This window comes from Staphylococcus ureilyticus, assembly GCF_025558845.1.
Classification (GTDB): Bacteria; Bacillota; Bacilli; order Staphylococcales; family Staphylococcaceae; genus Staphylococcus; species Staphylococcus ureilyticus.
In genome coordinates this window covers 1,278,982-1,298,730 of record NZ_CP094825.1, presented here as the reverse complement: position 1 = coordinate 1,298,730, position 19,749 = coordinate 1,278,982, and the positions used below count along the sequence as shown (strand labels likewise).

Here is a 19,749-nt window from a genome sequence, read left to right as displayed (position 1 = left end):
AGGTTATTAATTTTATAATACTGAATTTTGATGTAAGATAGTAAAGGATATCAATTAATAGAAAATTTAAATGCTGTTGCACTTGTTTATGTAAAGTAAGTAACGATTTTCTATATAAGACTTATTGTAATAATAGTATCTATTCATATTTCATTATTTAAACATTTTACTGAAAGTATTCGTTTTTAAAAATTAATGAAATGAAGTTATTTTAGTAAATTTCAAAAATTTGTATTGAAATCACTTTTAAAATTCAAAGGTGATTTTATTCGTATGTTTAAATTAATTAACATTAAACAATTCAGTTTGTTAAATACTTTAAACTTGCTATACAATTCTTTTATCAATGTTCTTTCAAATAAATATTAAACTGTAAACTATAGATTGAATTTTAAATACTATACGAATTTAATGTTTAAATATGATTTTTGACATAATACTAAGATTGCAGTTAGGAGCAAAAATATGGCAGATGAAAAATATGATCTAGTAATTTTAGGTGGAGGAACAGCTGGGTATGTATCAGCAATAAGAGCATCTCAATTAGGTAAAAAAGTTGCGCTTGTAGAAAAGTCACTTTTAGGAGGTACTTGCCTACATAAAGGATGTATACCAACAAAAGCGCTCTTAAAATCCGCTGAAGTATTAAGAACAGTTACAAATTCAAGTGAATTTGGTGTAGATATTGATGCATTTAAGTTAAATTTTTCAAGAATGCAAACGCGTAAAAATGAAGTAGTCCAACAAATGTTTAACGGTGTTGAACAACTTATGAAACATAATAAAATAGATGTGTTTAATGGTTTCGGACGAATATTAGGTCCTTCTATTTTCTCACCTCAAAGTGGCACTATTTCAGTAGAATATGATGATGGTGAATCAGAATTAATTCCAAATAATAATGTATTAATTTGTACAGGATCATCTCCAATGCCCTTACCTTTTTTATCTTTTGATGGCAACACTGTGTTATCTAGTGATGATATATTAAAGTTAGATAAATTGCCACAAACACTTGCTATCATAGGAGGCGGAGTAATTGGTTTAGAATTTGCATCTTTAATGGTGGATTTAGGTGTAGAAGTTTCTGTTATCGAAGCAGGACCACGTATTTTGCCTACTGAAAGTAAATCAATAGCAAAAGTGTTGCAAAATGATTTAGAACAACGTGGCGTTAATTTTTATGTAGATGTCCAACTATCTGAAGAACATGTTTCTACTAAAGATAACAGTATTGAAATTCAAATCGAGGAAGAATTATTCGTTTTTGATAAATTATTAGTAGCCATTGGTCGTAAACCAAATACAACAGATATTGGATTAAACAACACAAAAATAAAACTGACGGATAAAGGCCATATAGTCGTAAATGAATATCAACAAACAGAAGACAAACATATCTATGCTGCTGGAGATTGTATAGGTAAATTACAACTCGCACATGTTGGATCTAAAGAAGGCATAACAGCCATTGAGCATATGTTTGATGCTACACCAATCTCAGTAGACTATAATAAAATGCCAAAATGTGTCTATACACAACCAGAAGTTGCAAGTATTGGTCAAACTAAAGAATCAGCGAATGAGGAAGGATTCAAAACAAAAACATTTAAAGTTCCATTTAAGGCAATTGGAAAAGCAGTTATTGAAAATACAAAAAATTTGAATGGTTTTTGTGAAATTGTAATTGATCAAGAAAACGATAACGTCCTAGGTATAAATATGATTGGCCCCCACGTAACTGAGCTCATTAATGAATTATCATTATTTCAATTTATGAATGGTTCAACATTGGAATTAGGGTTAACTACACATGCACATCCGTCACTTTCAGAAGTGCTGATGGAATTAGGATTAAAAGTCGAAAATAGATCGATTCACGTTTAATTAAGGAGGATACAAAATGTTTGATTATAAATCAGTAGGTCTTGATACTTCTGAATTAAAATCTATGTATAAATGGATGGATTTAGGCCGAAAAATTGATGAGCGCATGTGGCTACTTAATCGTGCAGGTAAAATACCTTTTGTAATAAGCTGTCAGGGACAAGAAGCTACACAAATAGGTATGGCATTCGCAATGCAAGAAGGGGATATTTCATCACCTTATTATAGAGATCTTGCACTTGTTACATATTTAGGTATGACGCCACTTGATTCAATGTTAGCTGCTTTTGGTAAACGTGATGATATCAGCTCTGGCGGCAAACAAATGCCATCTCATTTTAGTAAAAAAGAAAAAGGAATTCTATCTCAAGGTTCACCAGTTGCTACACAAATATTACATGCAGTTGGTGCTGCACTAGCTTTAAAAATGGACAGTAAACAAAATATTGCAATAACTACTGTAGGTGAAGGAAGTTCTAACCAAGGAGATTTCCATGAAGGTTTAAACTTCGCTGGTGTACATAAATTACCTTTTATTTGCGTAATAGAAAATAATAAATATGCTATTTCTGTACCTGACTCATTGCAATATGGTGCTGAAAAATTATCTGATCGTGCTATTGGATATGGTATACATGGTGAACAAGTAGATGGCAATGATCCCATTGCAGTATATAAAGTTATGAAAGAGGCTCGTGAGCGTGCATTGAGTGGCGAAGGTTCAACTTTAATTGAAGCGATGTGTACACGTTTGACTGCGCATTCTTCTGATGATGATGATAAATATCGTTCACAAGAAGAACGTGAAGGATTAAAATCATTAGATTGTAATCAAAAATTCAAATCTTTCTTATTAGAAGAAGGAATTATTGATGAACAGTGGTTGGATGAAATAGAAAAAGAACATAAAGAAATTGTTAATCAAGCAACAAAAGAAGCTGAAAAAGCACCTTATCCATCACCAGAAGAAACTTACACACATGTCTACGAAGAAGGGAGCTTAAATAATGGCTAAATTATCTTATTTAGAAGCGATTCATCAAGGTCTAGACCAAGCAATGGAAAAAGACAATGATGTTTTTGTATTGGGTGAAGATGTAGGTAAAAAAGGTGGCGTCTTTGGTGTTACTCTAGGATTACAACAAAAATATGGGGAAGCACGTGTGTTAGACACGCCATTAGCTGAATCTAACATTGTAGGAACTGGTATAGGTGCAGCAATGATGGGTAAAAGACCAGTGGCTGAAATACAATTTGCAGAATACATTTTACCTGCTACCAACCAAATTATGAGTGAAGCTGCTAAGATGAGATATCGCTCAAATAATGATTGGCACTGTCCATTAACCATTCGTTCTCCATTTGGCGGTGGAATTCATGGCGCTTTATACCATTCTCAAAGTGTAGAATCTATTTTTGCATCAACACCTGGTCTAACAATAGTCATACCTTCTTCACCTTATGATGCAAAGGGGCTATTACTTGCTTCAATCGAATCTAATGACCCAGTCCTATACTTTGAACATAAAAAAGCATATCGTTTATTAAAAGAAGAAGTACCTGAGTCATATTATACGGTGCCAATTGGTAAAGCTGATGTAAAACGTGAAGGAGATGACATTACAGTATTTACCTATGGCTTATGTGTCAATTATTGTATACAAGCTGCTGATATGTTAATGGAAGAAGGCATCAATGTTGAAGTTGTAGATTTACGTACCGTGTATCCATTAGATAAAGATACAATTATTGAACGCGCAAAACAAACAGGTAAAATATTATTAGTTACTGAGGATAATTTAGAAGGAAGTATTATTTCTGAAGTAGCCGCTATTATTTCAGAAAACTGTTTATTTGACCTTGATGCACCGATTATGAGACTTGCCGGTCCAGATGTTCCATCAATGCCATTTGCACCGACGCTTGAAGATGAGTTTATGATAAATCCAGAAAAAATAAAAAACAAAATGCGTGAACTCGCAGAATTTTAAGGAGGCACAACCATGGAAATTAAAATGCCTAAACTCGGTGAAAGTGTACATGAAGGAACAATTGAACAATGGCTTGTTTCAGTAGGCGATAAAATAGAAGAATATGACCCACTTTGTGAAGTCATAACTGATAAAGTTACAGCAGAAGTGCCATCATCATTTGCAGGTACAATCCGTGAAATTATTGTGGAGGAAGGTACAACAGTTGAAGTAGGTGAAGTAATTTGTTACTTAGATACTGAAGAAGATGTATCAGATGAAAATACCGATAACGGTGCTACAAATGACCAACCTGAAGATGTAAAAGAAACATCACAAACTCAAGAGAGTAACTCAAATGTAAACAATAGCGAAAACGCTGCAGCTGATCAGCGTCCTCAAAATAATGGACGCTTTTCACCTGTAGTATTTAAACTAGCGTCTGAACATCAAATTGACCTTTCACAAGTTAAAGGAACTGGCTTTGAAGGAAGAGTAACTAAAAAGGACATAGAGAAAGCAATCAAAGAAGGTACCCATAAATTAGGTTCAGAAATCATCGCGCCTAAAGACTCACCTAAAGTCAATAAGCAAGTGCAATATAATGAACCATCTCCGGGTTCAGCAATACCAGTAAATGGCGTTCGTAAGCAAATTGCTGAAAATATGGTCAACAGTGTTAATGAAATCCCACATGCTTGGATGATGGTAGAGGCAGATGCTACAAATCTAGTTAAAACAAGAAATTATCATAAAAATAGTTTTAAAGAAAATGAAGGTTATAACCTTACTTATTTTGCATTCTTTGTAAAAGCAGTTGCAGAAGGCTTAAAAGCATATCCTTTACTAAATAGCAGCTGGCAAAATTCTGAAATAGTAATGCACAAAGATGTTAATATTTCAATTGCAGTAGCTGATGAAGAAAAATTATATGTTCCAGTAATCAAAAATGCTGATGAAAAATCTTTAAAAGGCATTGCTAGAGAAATTAATGATTTAGCTCAAAAAGCACGTAATAAAAAATTAAGATCTGAAGATATGCAAGGTGGTACTTTTACAGTCAATAATACTGGTACATTTGGTTCAGTATCATCTATGGGAATTATCAATCACCCTGAAGCAGCAATACTTCAAATTGAATCTATTATCAAAAAACCTGTCGTTATTGATGATATGATTGCAATTAGACATATGGTTAATTTATGTATTTCTATCGACCATCGTATATTAGATGGCTTGCAAGCAGGTAGATTTATGAATTTCGTCAAAACGAGAATCGAGCAATATTCTATAGAAAACACAAGTATTTATTAGTTTTGTAATATCGGTAAATACTATTAAATGTGATAAATAGTAAGTTAGAAATCAAATTTCATTATTTTGATTTCTAACTTTTTTATTTTAAAGACTTTATTATTGAAAGTTCCAAGATGAACGAACTTGTTGTCAGATTAAACACACATGTTGAACTATTGTCTATATATTAGTAAAATGAAATTAATAAATTGATAACGAAAGGTGATTTGAATATGGATTTAAATTTTGATTTATATATGAATGATGTAGTAAGCCAAGCAAGAAATGAAATCGAAGAAGCAGGTTATGAACAATTAACAACAGCTGATGAAGTTGATAAAGTATTAAACCAAGAAGGTACATCACTAGTTATGGTTAACTCAGTTTGTGGTTGTGCAGGTGGTATTGCTAGACCAGCAGCTACGCATGCATTACATTATGATAAATTACCAGACAGACTTGTAACAGTGTTTGCTGGACAAGATAAAGAAGCAACTCAACAAGCAAGAGATTATTTTAAAGGATATGCACCATCAAGCCCATCATTTGCATTAATAAAAAATGGTGAAATCACACAAATGATAGAACGCCATCAAATCGAAGGCCACGATGTGATGGATGTTATTAATCAATTACAAAATTTATTTGATACTTATTGTGATGAAAGATAGAGGTTAACATCGATAATGCGATTAAATCCATATCGAATCGGATTTAGAACAATAAAAACTGCTGTAGGTATGGCACTAGGAATTATCATTGCTAAATTAATGGGGTTAGATAATTTTGCTTCTAGTGCCATTTTAGTGGTGCTTTGTATTAAACATACAAAAGTACATTCACTACAAGCGATAATATCTAGATTTGTCTCTTGTATATTAATCCTTGTGATTGGCTCAATAGCTTTCAGTTATTTTGGTCAAAGCGCGATTATTTTAGGTGTGATCGTACTTTTATTTATACCGCTCACTGTTGTTTTTAAAGTACAAGAGGGAGTAGTTACAAGTTGTGTTATTTTGCTGCATGTATTTAATGCTAAAGTCATTGACATACACTTGTTTATCAATGAAATTTTATTGTTAATCGTTGGTCTTGGTATTGCATTTTTAATGAATTTAATCATGCCTAGTTTAGACTTTAAACTAAAACAATATAAAGAGGAAATAGAAAATCAATTCACAAAAATCTTTGAAACATTCAGTACTACTTGCAAAGCACCTAACCCTTCTTTAGATATGTCATTCAATCAATTACAACTTACGATACAAAAAGCAAAATCAATTGCATTTAGAGATGTTAAAAATCATTTTGTACGTAATGAAAATTCTTACTATCATTATTTTGATATGAGAGAAGCACAGTTAGAATTATTAGAAAGAATGTCTAAAATGATACAAAACATTGAAACAAAAGACACGTTATTAGATAAAATCAGTAGTTTGTTTTTAGAGGTAGCTCAAAACGTAAATAGTAATGATTATACTGCCTTACGCTTGCATTCTCTTTATGAAATCAAATTAGAGTTAGATCAATTAGAGTTACCAAACTCACATGCTTCTTTCAGAACTAGAGCAAGCATTAAACAATTACTCAATGAATTAGAAGAATATTTAGAAGTTAAATCACAATTCGGATCCTTAAAATTACATAAAGATACAAAATCAACAATTTTTTCATAATATGCATAAATAATAATCACCTTGACCTATGTAAAAGAAATGGCGCAATCACTTTCTTTTACCTAGGTCATTTTAATGTAAAAAAGCACAAAAAATGTACCATAAAGCAATATAATTTACATCGCTAAATGATACATGACACAATTTTAATTAATATTTATTTTCATTTTTTAATTTGTTAAAGGAACTATACTCGTCAAGATTAATGCAAGTACGACTGCTATCAACATAACTACAATTATAAATCTAAGCACTTTATTGTTATTCAAACTTAATTCCTCCAAAATATATCAAATGCGTTTTAAAAAGCAATATTGTACTGTGACTCATCCACAATATTTCAAGTCACTACTATTTTATCAATGTATATTATAACATAACTAGACGAATACGTATAAACATATTTGTTTTGCTAAGCTTTAAACTTATGTAAACTAAAATAAATTGTGATTATAGAAAAGGGGATTTATATGATAAATAAACAACGTCTATTAGAGACATTTTTAGAACTCGTTCAAATTGATTCTGAAAGTGGCAATGAACAGGATATCCAATACCATCTTAAAAAAATAATGGAACAGCAAAATATAGATATCTATGAAGATAAAGCCAGTATTCAAAATGATACTTTAGGTGCGAATAATTTAATTTGCACCTTAAAGGCAACGCCCAATTATGAACATCTTGAAAAAATATATTTCACAAGTCATATGGATACAGTTGTACCAGGTCAAAAAATCACACCAACTGTAAAGGATGATGGATACATATACTCAGATGGAACTACGATTTTAGGTGCAGATGATAAGGCTGGCTTAGCAGCTATTATAGAATTTATCCATGTTATTAATGAACAACATTTGCCTCATGGTCAAATTCAATTTGTTTTGACTGTTGGTGAAGAAATTGGCTTAGAGGGGGCGAAAGCAATAGATAAAACTTTACTAGATGCGAGTTATGGGTTTGCAATTGATGCAAGTGTTCCAGTTGGCACAACTGTAGTTGGTGCGCCAACTCAAATGAAACTGAATGCGACTATATTTGGAAAAACAGCGCACGCCAGTACACCTAACCATGGTATAAGTGCAATCAATGTAGCTGCAAAGGCAATTAGTGAAATGAACTTAGGTCGAATAGATGACTATACCACTGCAAATATTGGTCGTTTTGAAGGTGGTTCTGCTACCAATATTGTGGCAGAAAAAGTAACATTAAATGCAGAAGCACGTTCACATTCAGAAGAAAATATCGTCAGACAAGTAAATCATATGAAATCTGTTTTTGAAACAACAGCAAAAAGGTATCATTGTCATGCCGAAGTAGAAATCATCAAAAGTTATCCAGGATTTAAAATTTCTGATGATGCAACGGTAACTTCTATAGCAAAATCTAGCGCTTTAGCTTTAGGTTTAGAAGCAAATACTGTCATTGCTGGTGGTGGATCAGATGGTAATATAATAAATCAACTTGGAATACCTACAGTCATTTTAGGTGTAGGTTATGAAAACATTCACACTACAGAAGAAAGAATTTCAATTGAATCTTTAAATCAGTTAGCTAGTCAACTTTTAAGTATTAACGACATGCTTATTAAACAATCTATAAACTGATTAAGTGAATATAAAGATACCTTTGTGATACAATATACTAGAAAACTTTAATAAGAGAGGTTAGTTAAATGACACAACAAATAGGTGTAGTAGGTTTAGCCGTAATGGGTAAAAACCTTGCTTGGAATATTGAATCACGTGGATACAGCGTATCAGTTTTTAACCGTTCTTCAGAAAAAACAGATGAAATGGTAAAAGAATCTGAAGGAAAAAACATACATCCAACATATTCAATGGAAGAATTTGTAAATTCTTTAGAAAAACCCCGTAAAATACTACTAATGGTAAAAGCAGGAACAGCTACAGATGCAACAATTGATACGCTTTTACCATTATTAGACGATGATGACATTTTAATTGATGGTGGAAATACTAATTATCAAGATACAATTAGACGAAACAAAGCACTCGCTGAAAGTGGTGTTAATTTCATTGGTATGGGTGTATCTGGTGGTGAAGTTGGTGCATTAACAGGACCTTCACTTATGCCTGGTGGACAAGAAGCAGCTTTTAATAAAGTGAGTCATATATTAGAAGCTATATCAGCAAAAGCAAAAGACGGTGCTCCATGTGTAGCCTATATTGGACCAAATGGTGCCGGACATTACGTTAAAATGGTCCATAATGGTATAGAATATGCTGACATGCAATTAATTGCAGAAAGTTATGCAATGATGAAAGACTTACTAGGTATGTCACATGAAGATATCGCTCAAACATTTAAGGACTGGAATGCTGGGGAATTATCTAGTTATTTAATAGAAATAACTGGTGATATTTTCAATAAATTAGATGATGAAACAAATGGCCCATTAGTTGAACAAATACTAGATACAGCTGGCCAAAAAGGTACTGGTAAATGGACATCTATCAATGCTTTAGAACTAGGAATACCTTTAACAATAATCACTGAATCTGTATTTGCTCGTTTTATTTCTTCAATTAAAGAAGAACGTGTAAATGCTTCTAAACAATTAAATGGACCTAGTGCTAAATTTGAGGGTGATAAAAAAGCATTCCTTGAAAAAATCCGCAAAGCACTTTATATGAGTAAAATCTGTTCTTACGCGCAAGGTTTTGCTCAAATGAGAAAAGCTAGTGAAGACCATGCATGGAATCTTCAATTAGGTGAACTTGCTATGATATGGCGTGAAGGTTGTATAATCCGTGCGCAATTCTTACAAAAAATTAAAGAAGCGTATGATAATGATAGTGAATTACAAAACTTACTATTAGATCCTTATTTCAAAGACATCGTTACAAATTATCAAGATGCTTTACGTGACGTTGTAGCAACAGGCGTACAAAATGGCGTACCAACACCTGGTTTTTCTGCAAGTATTAACTATTATGACAGTTATCGTTCAGAAAATTTACCAGCTAACTTAATCCAAGCACAACGCGATTATTTTGGTGCACACACATATGAGCGTAAAGACCGTTCTGGCATTTTCCATACACAGTGGATTGATGAATAATTTAGATGTTTTATAACATTCATGTTCTGATATAATTATCTCAGATGAAACTAAAAAATTACCAAAAACATAAGTAATTCTAACTAAAGAGTGTTAAATGTCATTAAAATTAACGATGGATCGACCTCAATTAGTGAAGATCATAATAAAAACACTTTCGTTAAATTCATAATATAAAATGAATTTATACGGAAGTGTTTTTTCTATAAATAAAATTACTTATTCAATCAAATTTAAAATAAAGTTATTGTTTAGCTGATTTTTTAAAAAGAAATCTATATGTATAAACTAAATATCTTTTTTATATCATACCTGTTTCATTTGGAAGCGATTACGCTAAACTTTTGACTTTTATACATACATTAATTATCCTATTAATATATGTAATTAATTCTTTTATATTTAATATTGTATTAACCTATAACAATGAAATATTCGCTACTGCTTGTCATGCAAATATTTTATGACAATTCAACTCATAGGTAACACTTCAAATATTAATAATGAACGGATTTAACGAATTCAATACTTTTGAAGGGGGATTTATATGAACAGGGAATGGTGGAAAGAAGCAGTCGCTTACCAAGTTTATCCAAGAAGCTTTAATGATACAAATAACGATGGTATCGGAGATTTAAAAGGTGTGATAGAAAAATTAGATTACTTAGATGATTTAGGCATTGATGTTATTTGGCTTAGCCCAATGTATAAATCTCCAAATGATGATAATGGTTATGACATCAGCGATTATAAAGATATTATGGATGAGTTTGGTACTATGGAAGATTTTGATCAATTACTATATGAAGTACATCAAAGAGATATGAAATTAATATTAGATTTAGTCGTAAACCATACGTCAGATGAACATCAGTGGTTTATAGAATCAAAATCAAGTAAAGATAATCCTAAACGTGACTGGTATATTTGGAGAGATCCGAAACCAGATGGATCAGAGCCAAATAATTGGGAAAGTATATTTAATGGATCTACATGGGAATTTGATGAACATACAGGTCAATATTATTTTCATTTATTCAGTAAAAAACAACCAGATTTAAACTGGGAAAATAAAGAAGTAAGAAATGCTATTTTTGAAATGATGAATTGGTGGTTTAATAAAGGTATAGATGGTTTTAGAGTAGATGCAATAACACATATTAAAAAAACATTTGAAGCTGGTGACTTAAAACTACCAGAAGGAAAAGATTATGCGCCAGCATTTGAAGTGGATATGAATCAACCTGGCATACAAACTTGGTTACAAGAAATGAAAGATAAATCTTTAAATCATTATGATATTATGACTGTAGGGGAAGCAAATGGCGTCAGTCCAGATAATGCTGAACCATGGGTAGGTGAGTCAACTGGTAAGTTCAATATGATTTTTCAATTCGAACATTTAAGTTTATGGAATTCAGGTGATGTTAAATTTGATGTCAATGCCTATAAAAATGTGTTAAATGAATGGCAAAAAAAGCTTGAAAATGTTGGTTGGAATGCATTATTTATTGAAAATCATGATCAGCCAAGACGTGTATCAACTTGGGGAGATGATTCGCATTATTGGTTTGAATCTGCTACAAGTCATGCAGTCGTTTATTTTTTACAACAAGGTACACCCTTTATCTATCAAGGGCAAGAAATTGGTATGACCAATTATCCATTCGATGATATTAAAACTTTTAATGATGTTGCAGTAGTCAATGAATACCAAATTGTCAAACAGCAAGGTGGCGACGTATCCAAACTTTTAGATAAACATAAAAAAGAAAATAGAGATAATTCACGAACGCCTATGCAATGGAATAGTTCTAACTTTGCAGGATTTTCAGACGTAACGCCTTGGTTCCCTGTAAATCCAAACTATAAAACGATTAATGTTGCACAACAACAACAAGACCCAAATTCAATATTAAATTTCTATAAAGCTTTAATAAAATTAAAAAAATCTCAAGATATTTTTACATATGGAACGTTTAATCTGGTTGATTCAGAAAATAGTCAAGTATTTGCATATACACGAGAATTAGATGGTCAAAGTGTACTAATTGTTGGTAATTTAACAAATCAAGAAGCTAAATTATACTTTGATATGAATGTGATAGAAGAAAATATCTTACTACACAACTATAAAAACAATACTATTGATTTTGAAAATATCCAACCATACGAAGCATTTGTAATTAAATTATAAAACATTTTCGATTTACCACATTAAATAGTATTACAAACGCAAAAATAGCGAGTAAGCAACTCAATTAATAATAAGTTTGCTTACTCGCTATTTGTTATTTAAGCATTTTGTGAATTGTTATTCTAGTATATCATATTGCTCTTGATCAACAGGCATCCATAATTGAACTTTAGTGAATGGATCATCGAATGAAATATCAAATGGATAAACTTCAACGTACAAACTATTATGTTCATAGGGTAAAGTCATTTGCAGGCTAGTCTCAATATAATACCAAGCTTCATTGACGACATAATCCATCTCACCTTGCAAATTAAATTTAGCATATTGTCTTTCAGGTAAGTAACGACTTTCTAGATGAGCTGGGTATCTTTCACTTGGCACGCCAACAAAAATTTCCATACCATGATCAAGTGGACAATTAACCACAAATAACTCATGTGGACTCGTATCATTATATCGTTGTAATTCCTTAACTTTATCGTCAATTAATAAATCTTCTAAAAAATCAGGCACTTTAAATGGGTTGTCAATCTCGTCTGAATTCAAAAATTTAGCATAACCCACTAAAGATAAGCCTTGTGTATCTTCTAAACGATACGTATAAGGCGCACGTTCTGTAGTAGTAAGTTTAATATAAAGTCTTGGTTGCATTTTTAAATCGTCTCGTTTTGTATTGACTTGAATAGGAGAAACACCATGAAAATCACTAAAATCATTAGCAAAATCATTAGCATCTTTATAGCTATACTTTTTTGCAACATCTACCAAGCGAGCTGAACCACTTAAAATGTCTTGAGCAGCTAAAGTCAATCTTCTTGACCTTGCATATTCTGTTGGCGATTGACCTACAATCATTTTAAATGATTGATCAATATGAAATGGTGAAAGACCAACGTAATCACTAAGTGCTTGCAAATGTAAAGGTTCTAGCAAATGATCTTCAATATATACAATTGCCTGTTGGATTTGCTTGATAACGTCCAAAACTTTCACTCCTAAATTATAACTAAATACAATTAAATATGTACCTCGCTACTTTTCTATACACTTTGTTATGAATCATTGTTGATTAGTTCTATTTTACATCATTTTTATATGACTTACATCTCAAAAATATTAAATAGGGTAAAATGTAAACAATCTAAAATTGTATATTCATAGTTTAATCAATAGTCTAAATCATAACACAAATAGGGTATAATAAAAAAGCAACAACACAAGCACAAATAGAAACTTGTATCATTGCCTTATTTTTTAAAAAGTTACATGTTAACTAATAAATATCGTCCCACCAGTGGAAACCATCTCTACTTAATAGTAAATCACTTGCTAATGGACCATTTGTTCCAGCTGTATAATTAGGGAATTCAGGTTCATTTTGGTTCCATTCTTCTTGAATTGCATCAACGAATTTCCAAGTTGATTTTAATTCTTCCCAATGTGTAAAGTTAGTTGCATCTCCATTTAAACAGTCAAATAATAAATTTTCATAAGCATCAACCGTATTCATTTTATCTTGCGCGCTCATTGCGTACGATAATTGTACTGGCTCAGTTTCAATGCCTTGTACATTCTTTTTAGCATTTAAGTGTAAGGAGACACCCTCATTTGGTTGTATGTTAATAACTAAGAGGTTGGAATCTAATTTTTTATCTGTTTTATAGTATAGGTTCATTGGAACTTCTTTGAATTCGACAACTACTTGAATCGTTTTACTTTTCATTCGTTTACCAGTTCTTATATAGAAGGGTACACCAGCCCATCTAAAATTATCAATCGTTAGTTTACCTGAAACAAAAGTTGGTGTAGTAGAATTTTCTGCTACACGATCTTCATCTCTATAACGTTTTACTTGTTGACCTTCAATGACACCTTCATCATATTGTCCGCGAACAAAATTTTGCCGAACTTCTTCTGGTTCTAATTTACGTAAAGATTTTAAAGCTTTAACTTTTTCTGCTCTGATATCTTCACTATTTAAACTAATAGGTGCTTCCATTGCGAGTAAGGCAACCATTTGTAACATATGATTTTGAACCATATCTTTTAATGCGCCGCTAGATTCGTAGTAGCCACCTCTGTCTTCAACACCAAGCACTTCCGATGAAGTAACTTGAATGTTAGAAATGTATTTATTATTCCACAATGGTTCGAACATTGCGTTGGCAAAACGTAATACCTCAATATTTTGAACCATATCTTTGCCTAGATAATGATCAATACGGTATATTTCTTCTTCTTTAAATGAACGACGTAATTGTTCATTTAATTTTTCAGCAGATTCTAAATCTGAGCCAAATGGTTTTTCAATTACTAGGCGTTTAAAACCTGTTGTATCTGTTAATCCAGAAGATTTTAAATAGTCAGATATAACACCAAAGAAATTTGGAGCCATAGCTAAATAAAAGAGTCTATTACCTTGCAATTGGAAATCATGATCTAATTTATTACTGAATTCTAATAGTGATTGATAACTCGCTTCATCACTTACATCGTGTTTATGATAAAATACGTGTTCCATAAATTTATCTAAGTGTTTAGTATCTTTAACATGTTCTTGAATTGACGACTTCACTTGACTACGGAAATCATCGTTTGTTAAATCTCTTCTACCAATTCCAACGATTGCAATGTGCTCATTCAAATTTTCTTGTTGGTATAAATGGAATAATGATGGAAATAATTTTCTGTGACTAAGATCACCAGTTGCTCCAAAAATAGTAATTAAGCATGGGATATCTTTATTTCTAGTATTCAAGATCAAAACCTCAATTCTTTATTAAATCTGTATTTATTATAGACCAATATACCAATATCTTCCCACAATTTTGCTTGTAATATCATATTTTATTATATTTTTAATACTTTTATATGATAAAATATGAACAAGAAGAGGAGGCATATGCATGGAAATTACGTTTTTTGGGACAAGTGCTGGTCTGCCAACTAAAGAAAGAAATACGCAAGCGATTGCATTAAATTTGGAACCATACTCTAACAGCATATGGCTTTTTGATGTTGGTGAGGGCACACAGCATCAAATATTACATCATTCAATTAAATTAGGTAAAGTTGATCACATTTTTATCACGCATATGCACGGGGATCATATATTTGGCTTACCTGGCTTGCTAACAAGCCGATCTTTCCAAGGAGGTGATGGTAAACCGCTTACGATTATTGGTCCCAAAGGTATTAAATCATATATAGAAACAACTTTAACTTTATCAGAATCAAAATTAAATTATCCTATTACCTATATTGAGATTGAGGAACAATTGTCCTATCAACACAATGGATTTAATGTTGAAGCACATATGTTAAATCATGGTATTCCCTCATTTGGCTATAGAGTAGAAGCACCATATAAATCTGGTAAAATCAATGTTGAAGCGCTTAGAGGCATTGGATTAGAACCCGGCCCTAAATATCAAGATGTAAAAAACAATGAAACATTTGAATATAAAGGTGAAATCTACAACTCTAAGGACTTTAAAGACGACGCAGTTAAAGGTCCAGTAGTAGCAATATTTGGAGACACTATGCCTTGTAAAAATGAATTATTAATTGCACGTGATGCAAATATCATGGTACATGAAAGTACATATATAGAAGGAGATAAATCATTGGCTAATAGTTATCACCATAGTCATATTGATGATGTTTTTGAATTGATAAGAGAAGCCAATGTCGACTACAGTTTAATCACACATATCAGTAATCGTTATACTAAAGAAGAAGTATGTGAAATTAGTAAATCACTTAAACTTTTAAGTGATACACCACCATTTAATTTTGTTAATGACTTTGATGCTTGGCAATTTTAAAAATGAAAAGTGGGGCAGTTATCTAAAAATTGATGTATTCCAAAACGAGTCTTAATAATAAACTTTGGAAGTATTTTACAATTTAGATTACTGTCCCACTTATCTATAATAATTTAATTTTTTTAAAAGATATTAATCATTGTCTTGGTTGGATAATTCAATACTTCTATTAACTGCAGAACGTAAACAATCTTCGAATATAGCCTCTATGTCATGATCTGCAAGCGCATTAAGGCCTGCTTGTGTTGTACCACCTTTAGAAGTGATATTTTTTCTTAACTGTTCCATACTCAGTTCTGAACGTTCTATCATTTTACTCGTTCCTATAATTAAATTCCGAATCGATTCTTCTACTTGTGACTTTTCTAAACCTAAACGTGTACCTGCTGTAACATATTGCTCAAAGACATGGTATAAAAATGCTGGACCGCTTCCAGTAATCGCTGTTACCTGATGTAAATTATCTTCTGAAACTTCTATTGCAGAACCAAATGCATTTATTAAACTATCAACTTCTTCTTTTGATTTAGCGCCAAAATTATTGGAAAAGCTAATGCCAGTAACTGAATGTCCGACATGTGCATTTGTGTTTGGCATGATACGTGCAATTGGATTATTAGAAGCCAATTTTTCACGAATATAGCTTATCGGTAAACCAGCCATAATAGAAATAAATTTATTCTTTTCTGCAATATATGGTTTGATACGATCTGCTAACTCATCAAAATCATATGGTTTCGTTCCTAAGAATACATAATCTGCATCTTTTAACAATGCCGCATCATCATAGCTATAGTTCACACCTAATTCGTCAGCATATTCTTTTAATGCAACTTCATTCGAACGATTCGTCAAATAAATATTTTTAGAATCAATCACTTTTGAACTAACGATACCTGTAAAAATTGCATGCGCCATATTTCCGGCACCATAAAATACTAGTTTCATGTGAAGACTTCACTTCCTCTTCGCTTTTTATGTTTCCATACTAACATAGTTTTAAATTATGGCTAAGAATTTTTAAAGATCTATAGTAAAATATCATTTACACTCATATACTTAAACTATGAATTTAAAGCTAGGAGAATTTACTATGATAGGTAAACATTTTATATTAACAGGTGGTACAAGTGGATTAGGAAAAGCCATATTAAAAACGTTATTAACTAAAAAAGTGCATGTTACGGTACTTGCACGAAATCCAGAGAAATTAAAACAATTTATAACGCAATATAATACAGAACATCTTAATATCATTAAATGTGATTTACAATCGCAACAGGAAATCATTAATTTAAAAAAATACTTTCAACACCAAACGATTGATGGACTCATCTATTGTTCTGGTCTTGGGTATTTTAAATCCATTGAAGACCATACATCTGTTGAAATGTTTGAAACATATAAGTTGAATGTGTTGCATTTTAATCTATTAATGAAAGTTATACAACCGGCTTTCTCTAAAAATCCAATTATCGTTGGTATAGGAAGTCAAGCTGCCTTTATAAGCCAAGGTTATGCTGCACATTATGGTGCAAGTAAAGCGGCTTTCAATCAATTATTAAATGCACTGCGCATTGAAAAACCAAATTATCATATTATGACAGTTAATACAGGGCCAATAGCGACGCCTTTCCATGAAAAAGCAGATCCCACAATGAGATTTGCTAAAAAATACAGTAATATAATGCTTGATCCCGAAAAACTAGCAAACCAAATCATCGAAGGTATAATTAGGCAAAAATTAGAAATTAATCAACCTAGATGGATGCATAATTTACTAAAAATTTATCAATTAATGCCACGATTTATTGAAAAAAACTTTACTTCATTATTTAAAAACAAAAGGTAACGCTACTTCAAAAATGAGAAATTGTCATTTTGACAATAGCATTAAAATAGAAGATAGCAATAATGGTGTTACGGATAATTAAGCTTTTAATATAAAAACGTCAATTTCTATAAAATCACAATAGAAATTGACGTTTTGGCTTTGATTGAAGTTATTTGTTTTTTTCAACTTTCGGTCTGAAAAACAACCCCGTTTATACAATTAAAACTTTACTATTTTCAATTTTGAGCATATACACATATTGGAAACAACAAAAAGCGATTTATTTTAAATGTTGGGTATACTCTAAATTTTTCACGCGCTCTTGTGCTGCTTTTAAAGCTTCTAAACTTATGTCTTTTGAACGTTGATAATTTTTTACGTTTTCATCAAGTTGATCTGTACTACTTGCACCAACAATGATGGAACCTAAAGCATCATGAGACGTTAAATAATTAAATGTAAGGGCAGTTAAATTACTTTCTATTTCTTTTATGGAAGCAATTGTTTCGCCGAGTTCTTGATAAGTATAGTCAAAAATACCTTCACTAAATTTTGAATCTAACACATTATTACTGTTAGCAGTTAATAATCCTTTAAACACTGGACCGCGAGCTAATACTTTAACTTTTTTAGCATGTACATCATCTAAAAGTTGTTCTGGTCTGTTATCAATTAAGTTAAATTGAGACATTAGTGTTTCGATATCGCTGTGTTTTAAATAGTAATCGATTACGTTAGGTCTTATTGAGGAGATACCGTAAGCACGAATAATACCTTCTTTCTTTAATTCATCGAAAGCACTAATCGTTTCATCTATAGGATCATCAATCGTACCACCATGTAGCTGGTATAAATCTAAATGATCTAAATCGAGTCTTTTCAATGAACCTTTCACTGCTTCTTTAATATAAGATTTAGAAGGATCCCATGTTGTAGACCCATCTCCCGTTAAACGATTTCCTACTTTTGTACCAATGATTATATCATCTCTATTTTGGTATTTCTTTAAAGTCTCACCAACGATTGTCTCGTTTACACCTTTGTCATACATATCAGCTGTATCAAAATAAGTGATACCATGTTCAATTGCACGTTCTATGATAGGCTCTGCTTGCTTTTTATTTGTCCCAAGACTCATACAGCCTAAACCTAACTCTGAAATTTCTATACCGCTTTTCAAAACATTTTTTTGCATGTTTTATCTCCTTTCGATACACTTGGATAATAGGGCGTAGACATAATAAAGTAAGTTGAATTTTTTCAATATTAACTATTCTATACAAAACAAAAATCAAACTCATATGTGTTCATTCGCTATTCCCATAATAACTAATGAGTACATCTTAACAATATCTTAAACCAATTAAAAGGACTGTGATTATTTATGAACCTATTTGAAAAGACATTACATAGCGCTTCTATTTATAAAGGAGCAATCATAGATTTAGAAGTCCACGATGTTGAACTACCCGATGGACAAACTTCTAAACGTGAATTAATATACCACAACGGTGCTGTCGCTGTTTGTCCCATTACACCTGATAATAAAGTGATATTAGTGAAACAATTTCGTAAAGCTTGCGAAAAACCACTTTTAGAAATACCAGCAGGTAAATTAGAAAAAGACGAAGAACGTATATCCGCAGCTAAGCGTGAACTTGAGGAAGAAACTGGTTATATTGCAGGTGAATTAGAACATATTACTGAAATGTATGGTTCACCTGGTTTCTCAAACGAAAAAATATCAATTTATATGGCAAAAAATTTAGCAAAGGGTAAAATGCATTTAGATGAAGATGAATTTTTAGAAATAGCATATTTTGATATAAATGAAATTAAAACATTATTAGATAATAAAGAATTGGAAGATGCAAAAACCATTATTGCTTTACAACATTTACTACTTAATTATAATCATTATAAATAAGAGTCGAGAATACTTGCGAATTTTATCAATTATTGGTATTT

The 19,749-nt window shown here is 31.6% G+C and carries 17 protein-coding genes; 12 read left to right on the top strand and 5 right to left on the bottom strand.

Translation table 11 applies throughout. From position 1 onward, the window contains the following. Positions 1–465 precede the first annotated feature (465 nt). The 6 genes from lpdA (at position 466) to MUA21_RS06325 (ending at position 6,832) form a co-directional block, all read left to right on the top strand. On the top strand, positions 466–1,887 hold the full coding sequence (gene lpdA / locus MUA21_RS06350; protein WP_262562201.1) for a dihydrolipoyl dehydrogenase: 1,422 nt from the start codon (positions 466–468) through the stop codon (positions 1,885–1,887). 16 nt (positions 1,888–1,903) lie between these two features. Then, positions 1,904–2,902 (top strand): thiamine pyrophosphate-dependent dehydrogenase E1 component subunit alpha, encoded by a 999-nt coding sequence (locus tag MUA21_RS06345; protein ID WP_046208195.1) that lies wholly within the window; start codon positions 1,904–1,906, stop codon positions 2,900–2,902. Beyond that, entirely contained in the window at positions 2,895–3,878 is a 984-nt protein-coding gene (locus tag MUA21_RS06340) for an alpha-ketoacid dehydrogenase subunit beta (protein WP_046208196.1), read from the top strand. Before MUA21_RS06345 ends, MUA21_RS06340 begins: the two co-directional genes overlap by 8 nt. Before the next feature lie 12 nt (positions 3,879–3,890). Beyond that, positions 3,891–5,171: a dihydrolipoamide acetyltransferase family protein gene (locus MUA21_RS06335; RefSeq protein WP_064208924.1), complete on the top strand. Its 1,281-nt coding sequence runs from the start codon at positions 3,891–3,893 to the stop codon at positions 5,169–5,171. A 215-nt stretch (positions 5,172–5,386) separates the two neighbouring features. After that, on the top strand, positions 5,387–5,824 hold the full coding sequence (gene brxB, locus MUA21_RS06330) for a bacilliredoxin BrxB (RefSeq protein WP_046208198.1): 438 nt from the start codon (positions 5,387–5,389) through the stop codon (positions 5,822–5,824). Positions 5,825–5,836: 12 nt separating this feature from the next. Further along, positions 5,837–6,832, top strand: coding sequence for an aromatic acid exporter family protein (locus MUA21_RS06325; RefSeq protein ID WP_046208199.1), 996 nt, complete (start codon positions 5,837–5,839; stop codon positions 6,830–6,832). Between the two features lie 170 nt (positions 6,833–7,002). On the opposite strand, the gene prli42 is transcribed toward MUA21_RS06325, so the two are convergent. Then, positions 7,003–7,101 carry a stressosome-associated protein Prli42 gene (prli42, locus tag MUA21_RS06320; RefSeq protein WP_150822912.1) on the bottom strand — a complete coding sequence of 33 codons (99 nt, stop codon included), beginning with the start codon at positions 7,099–7,101 and terminating at the stop codon, positions 7,003–7,005. 201 nt (positions 7,102–7,302) lie between these two features. On the opposite strand from prli42, the gene MUA21_RS06315 reads away from it, so the two are divergent. The 3 genes from MUA21_RS06315 (at position 7,303) to MUA21_RS06305 (ending at position 12,117) form a co-directional block, all read left to right on the top strand. Continuing rightward, positions 7,303–8,442: a M20/M25/M40 family metallo-hydrolase gene (locus MUA21_RS06315; RefSeq protein WP_262562200.1), complete on the top strand. Its 1,140-nt coding sequence runs from the start codon at positions 7,303–7,305 to the stop codon at positions 8,440–8,442. Positions 8,443–8,510: 68 nt separating this feature from the next. Further along, positions 8,511–9,920: an NADP-dependent phosphogluconate dehydrogenase gene (gene gnd, locus MUA21_RS06310; protein WP_262562199.1), complete on the top strand. Its 1,410-nt coding sequence runs from the start codon at positions 8,511–8,513 to the stop codon at positions 9,918–9,920. Between the two features lie 547 nt (positions 9,921–10,467). Next, positions 10,468–12,117: a glycoside hydrolase family 13 protein gene (locus MUA21_RS06305; RefSeq protein ID WP_262562198.1), complete on the top strand. Its 1,650-nt coding sequence runs from the start codon at positions 10,468–10,470 to the stop codon at positions 12,115–12,117. 117 nt (positions 12,118–12,234) lie between these two features. Here the strand turns inward: MUA21_RS06305 and MUA21_RS06300 are convergent, their stop codons facing one another. Both MUA21_RS06300 and zwf read right to left on the bottom strand, forming a co-directional pair. Beyond that, complete coding sequence (locus MUA21_RS06300; protein WP_046208203.1) at positions 12,235–13,104, bottom strand: AraC family transcriptional regulator; 870 nt, start codon at positions 13,102–13,104, stop codon at positions 12,235–12,237. Positions 13,105–13,393: 289 nt separating this feature from the next. Then, complete coding sequence (gene zwf / locus MUA21_RS06295; RefSeq protein WP_262562197.1) at positions 13,394–14,878, bottom strand: glucose-6-phosphate dehydrogenase; 1,485 nt, start codon at positions 14,876–14,878, stop codon at positions 13,394–13,396. Between the two features lie 148 nt (positions 14,879–15,026). On the opposite strand from zwf, the gene rnz reads away from it, so the two are divergent. Next, positions 15,027–15,947 carry a ribonuclease Z gene (rnz, locus tag MUA21_RS06290; protein ID WP_262562196.1) on the top strand — a complete coding sequence of 307 codons (921 nt, stop codon included), beginning with the start codon at positions 15,027–15,029 and terminating at the stop codon, positions 15,945–15,947. 132 nt (positions 15,948–16,079) lie between these two features. Here the strand turns inward: rnz and proC are convergent, their stop codons facing one another. Beyond that, positions 16,080–16,895: a pyrroline-5-carboxylate reductase gene (gene proC / locus MUA21_RS06285; RefSeq protein WP_046208206.1), complete on the bottom strand. Its 816-nt coding sequence runs from the start codon at positions 16,893–16,895 to the stop codon at positions 16,080–16,082. A 145-nt stretch (positions 16,896–17,040) separates the two neighbouring features. Here proC and MUA21_RS06280 point away from each other — a divergent pair, with 145 nt between their 5' ends. Further along, positions 17,041–17,799, top strand: coding sequence for an SDR family NAD(P)-dependent oxidoreductase (locus tag MUA21_RS06280; RefSeq protein WP_262562195.1), 759 nt, complete (start codon positions 17,041–17,043; stop codon positions 17,797–17,799). A gap of 262 nt (positions 17,800–18,061) precedes the next feature. Here the strand turns inward: MUA21_RS06280 and MUA21_RS06275 are convergent, their stop codons facing one another. Beyond that, complete coding sequence (locus MUA21_RS06275) at positions 18,062–18,976, bottom strand: aldo/keto reductase (protein ID WP_262562194.1); 915 nt, start codon at positions 18,974–18,976, stop codon at positions 18,062–18,064. Between the two features lie 189 nt (positions 18,977–19,165). On the opposite strand from MUA21_RS06275, the gene MUA21_RS06270 reads away from it, so the two are divergent. Further along, the gene (locus MUA21_RS06270; protein ID WP_073341999.1) at positions 19,166–19,708 is read left to right on the top strand and encodes an NUDIX hydrolase; all 543 of its coding nucleotides are present in this window, start codon (positions 19,166–19,168) and stop codon (positions 19,706–19,708) included. Positions 19,709–19,749 lie beyond the last annotated feature (41 nt).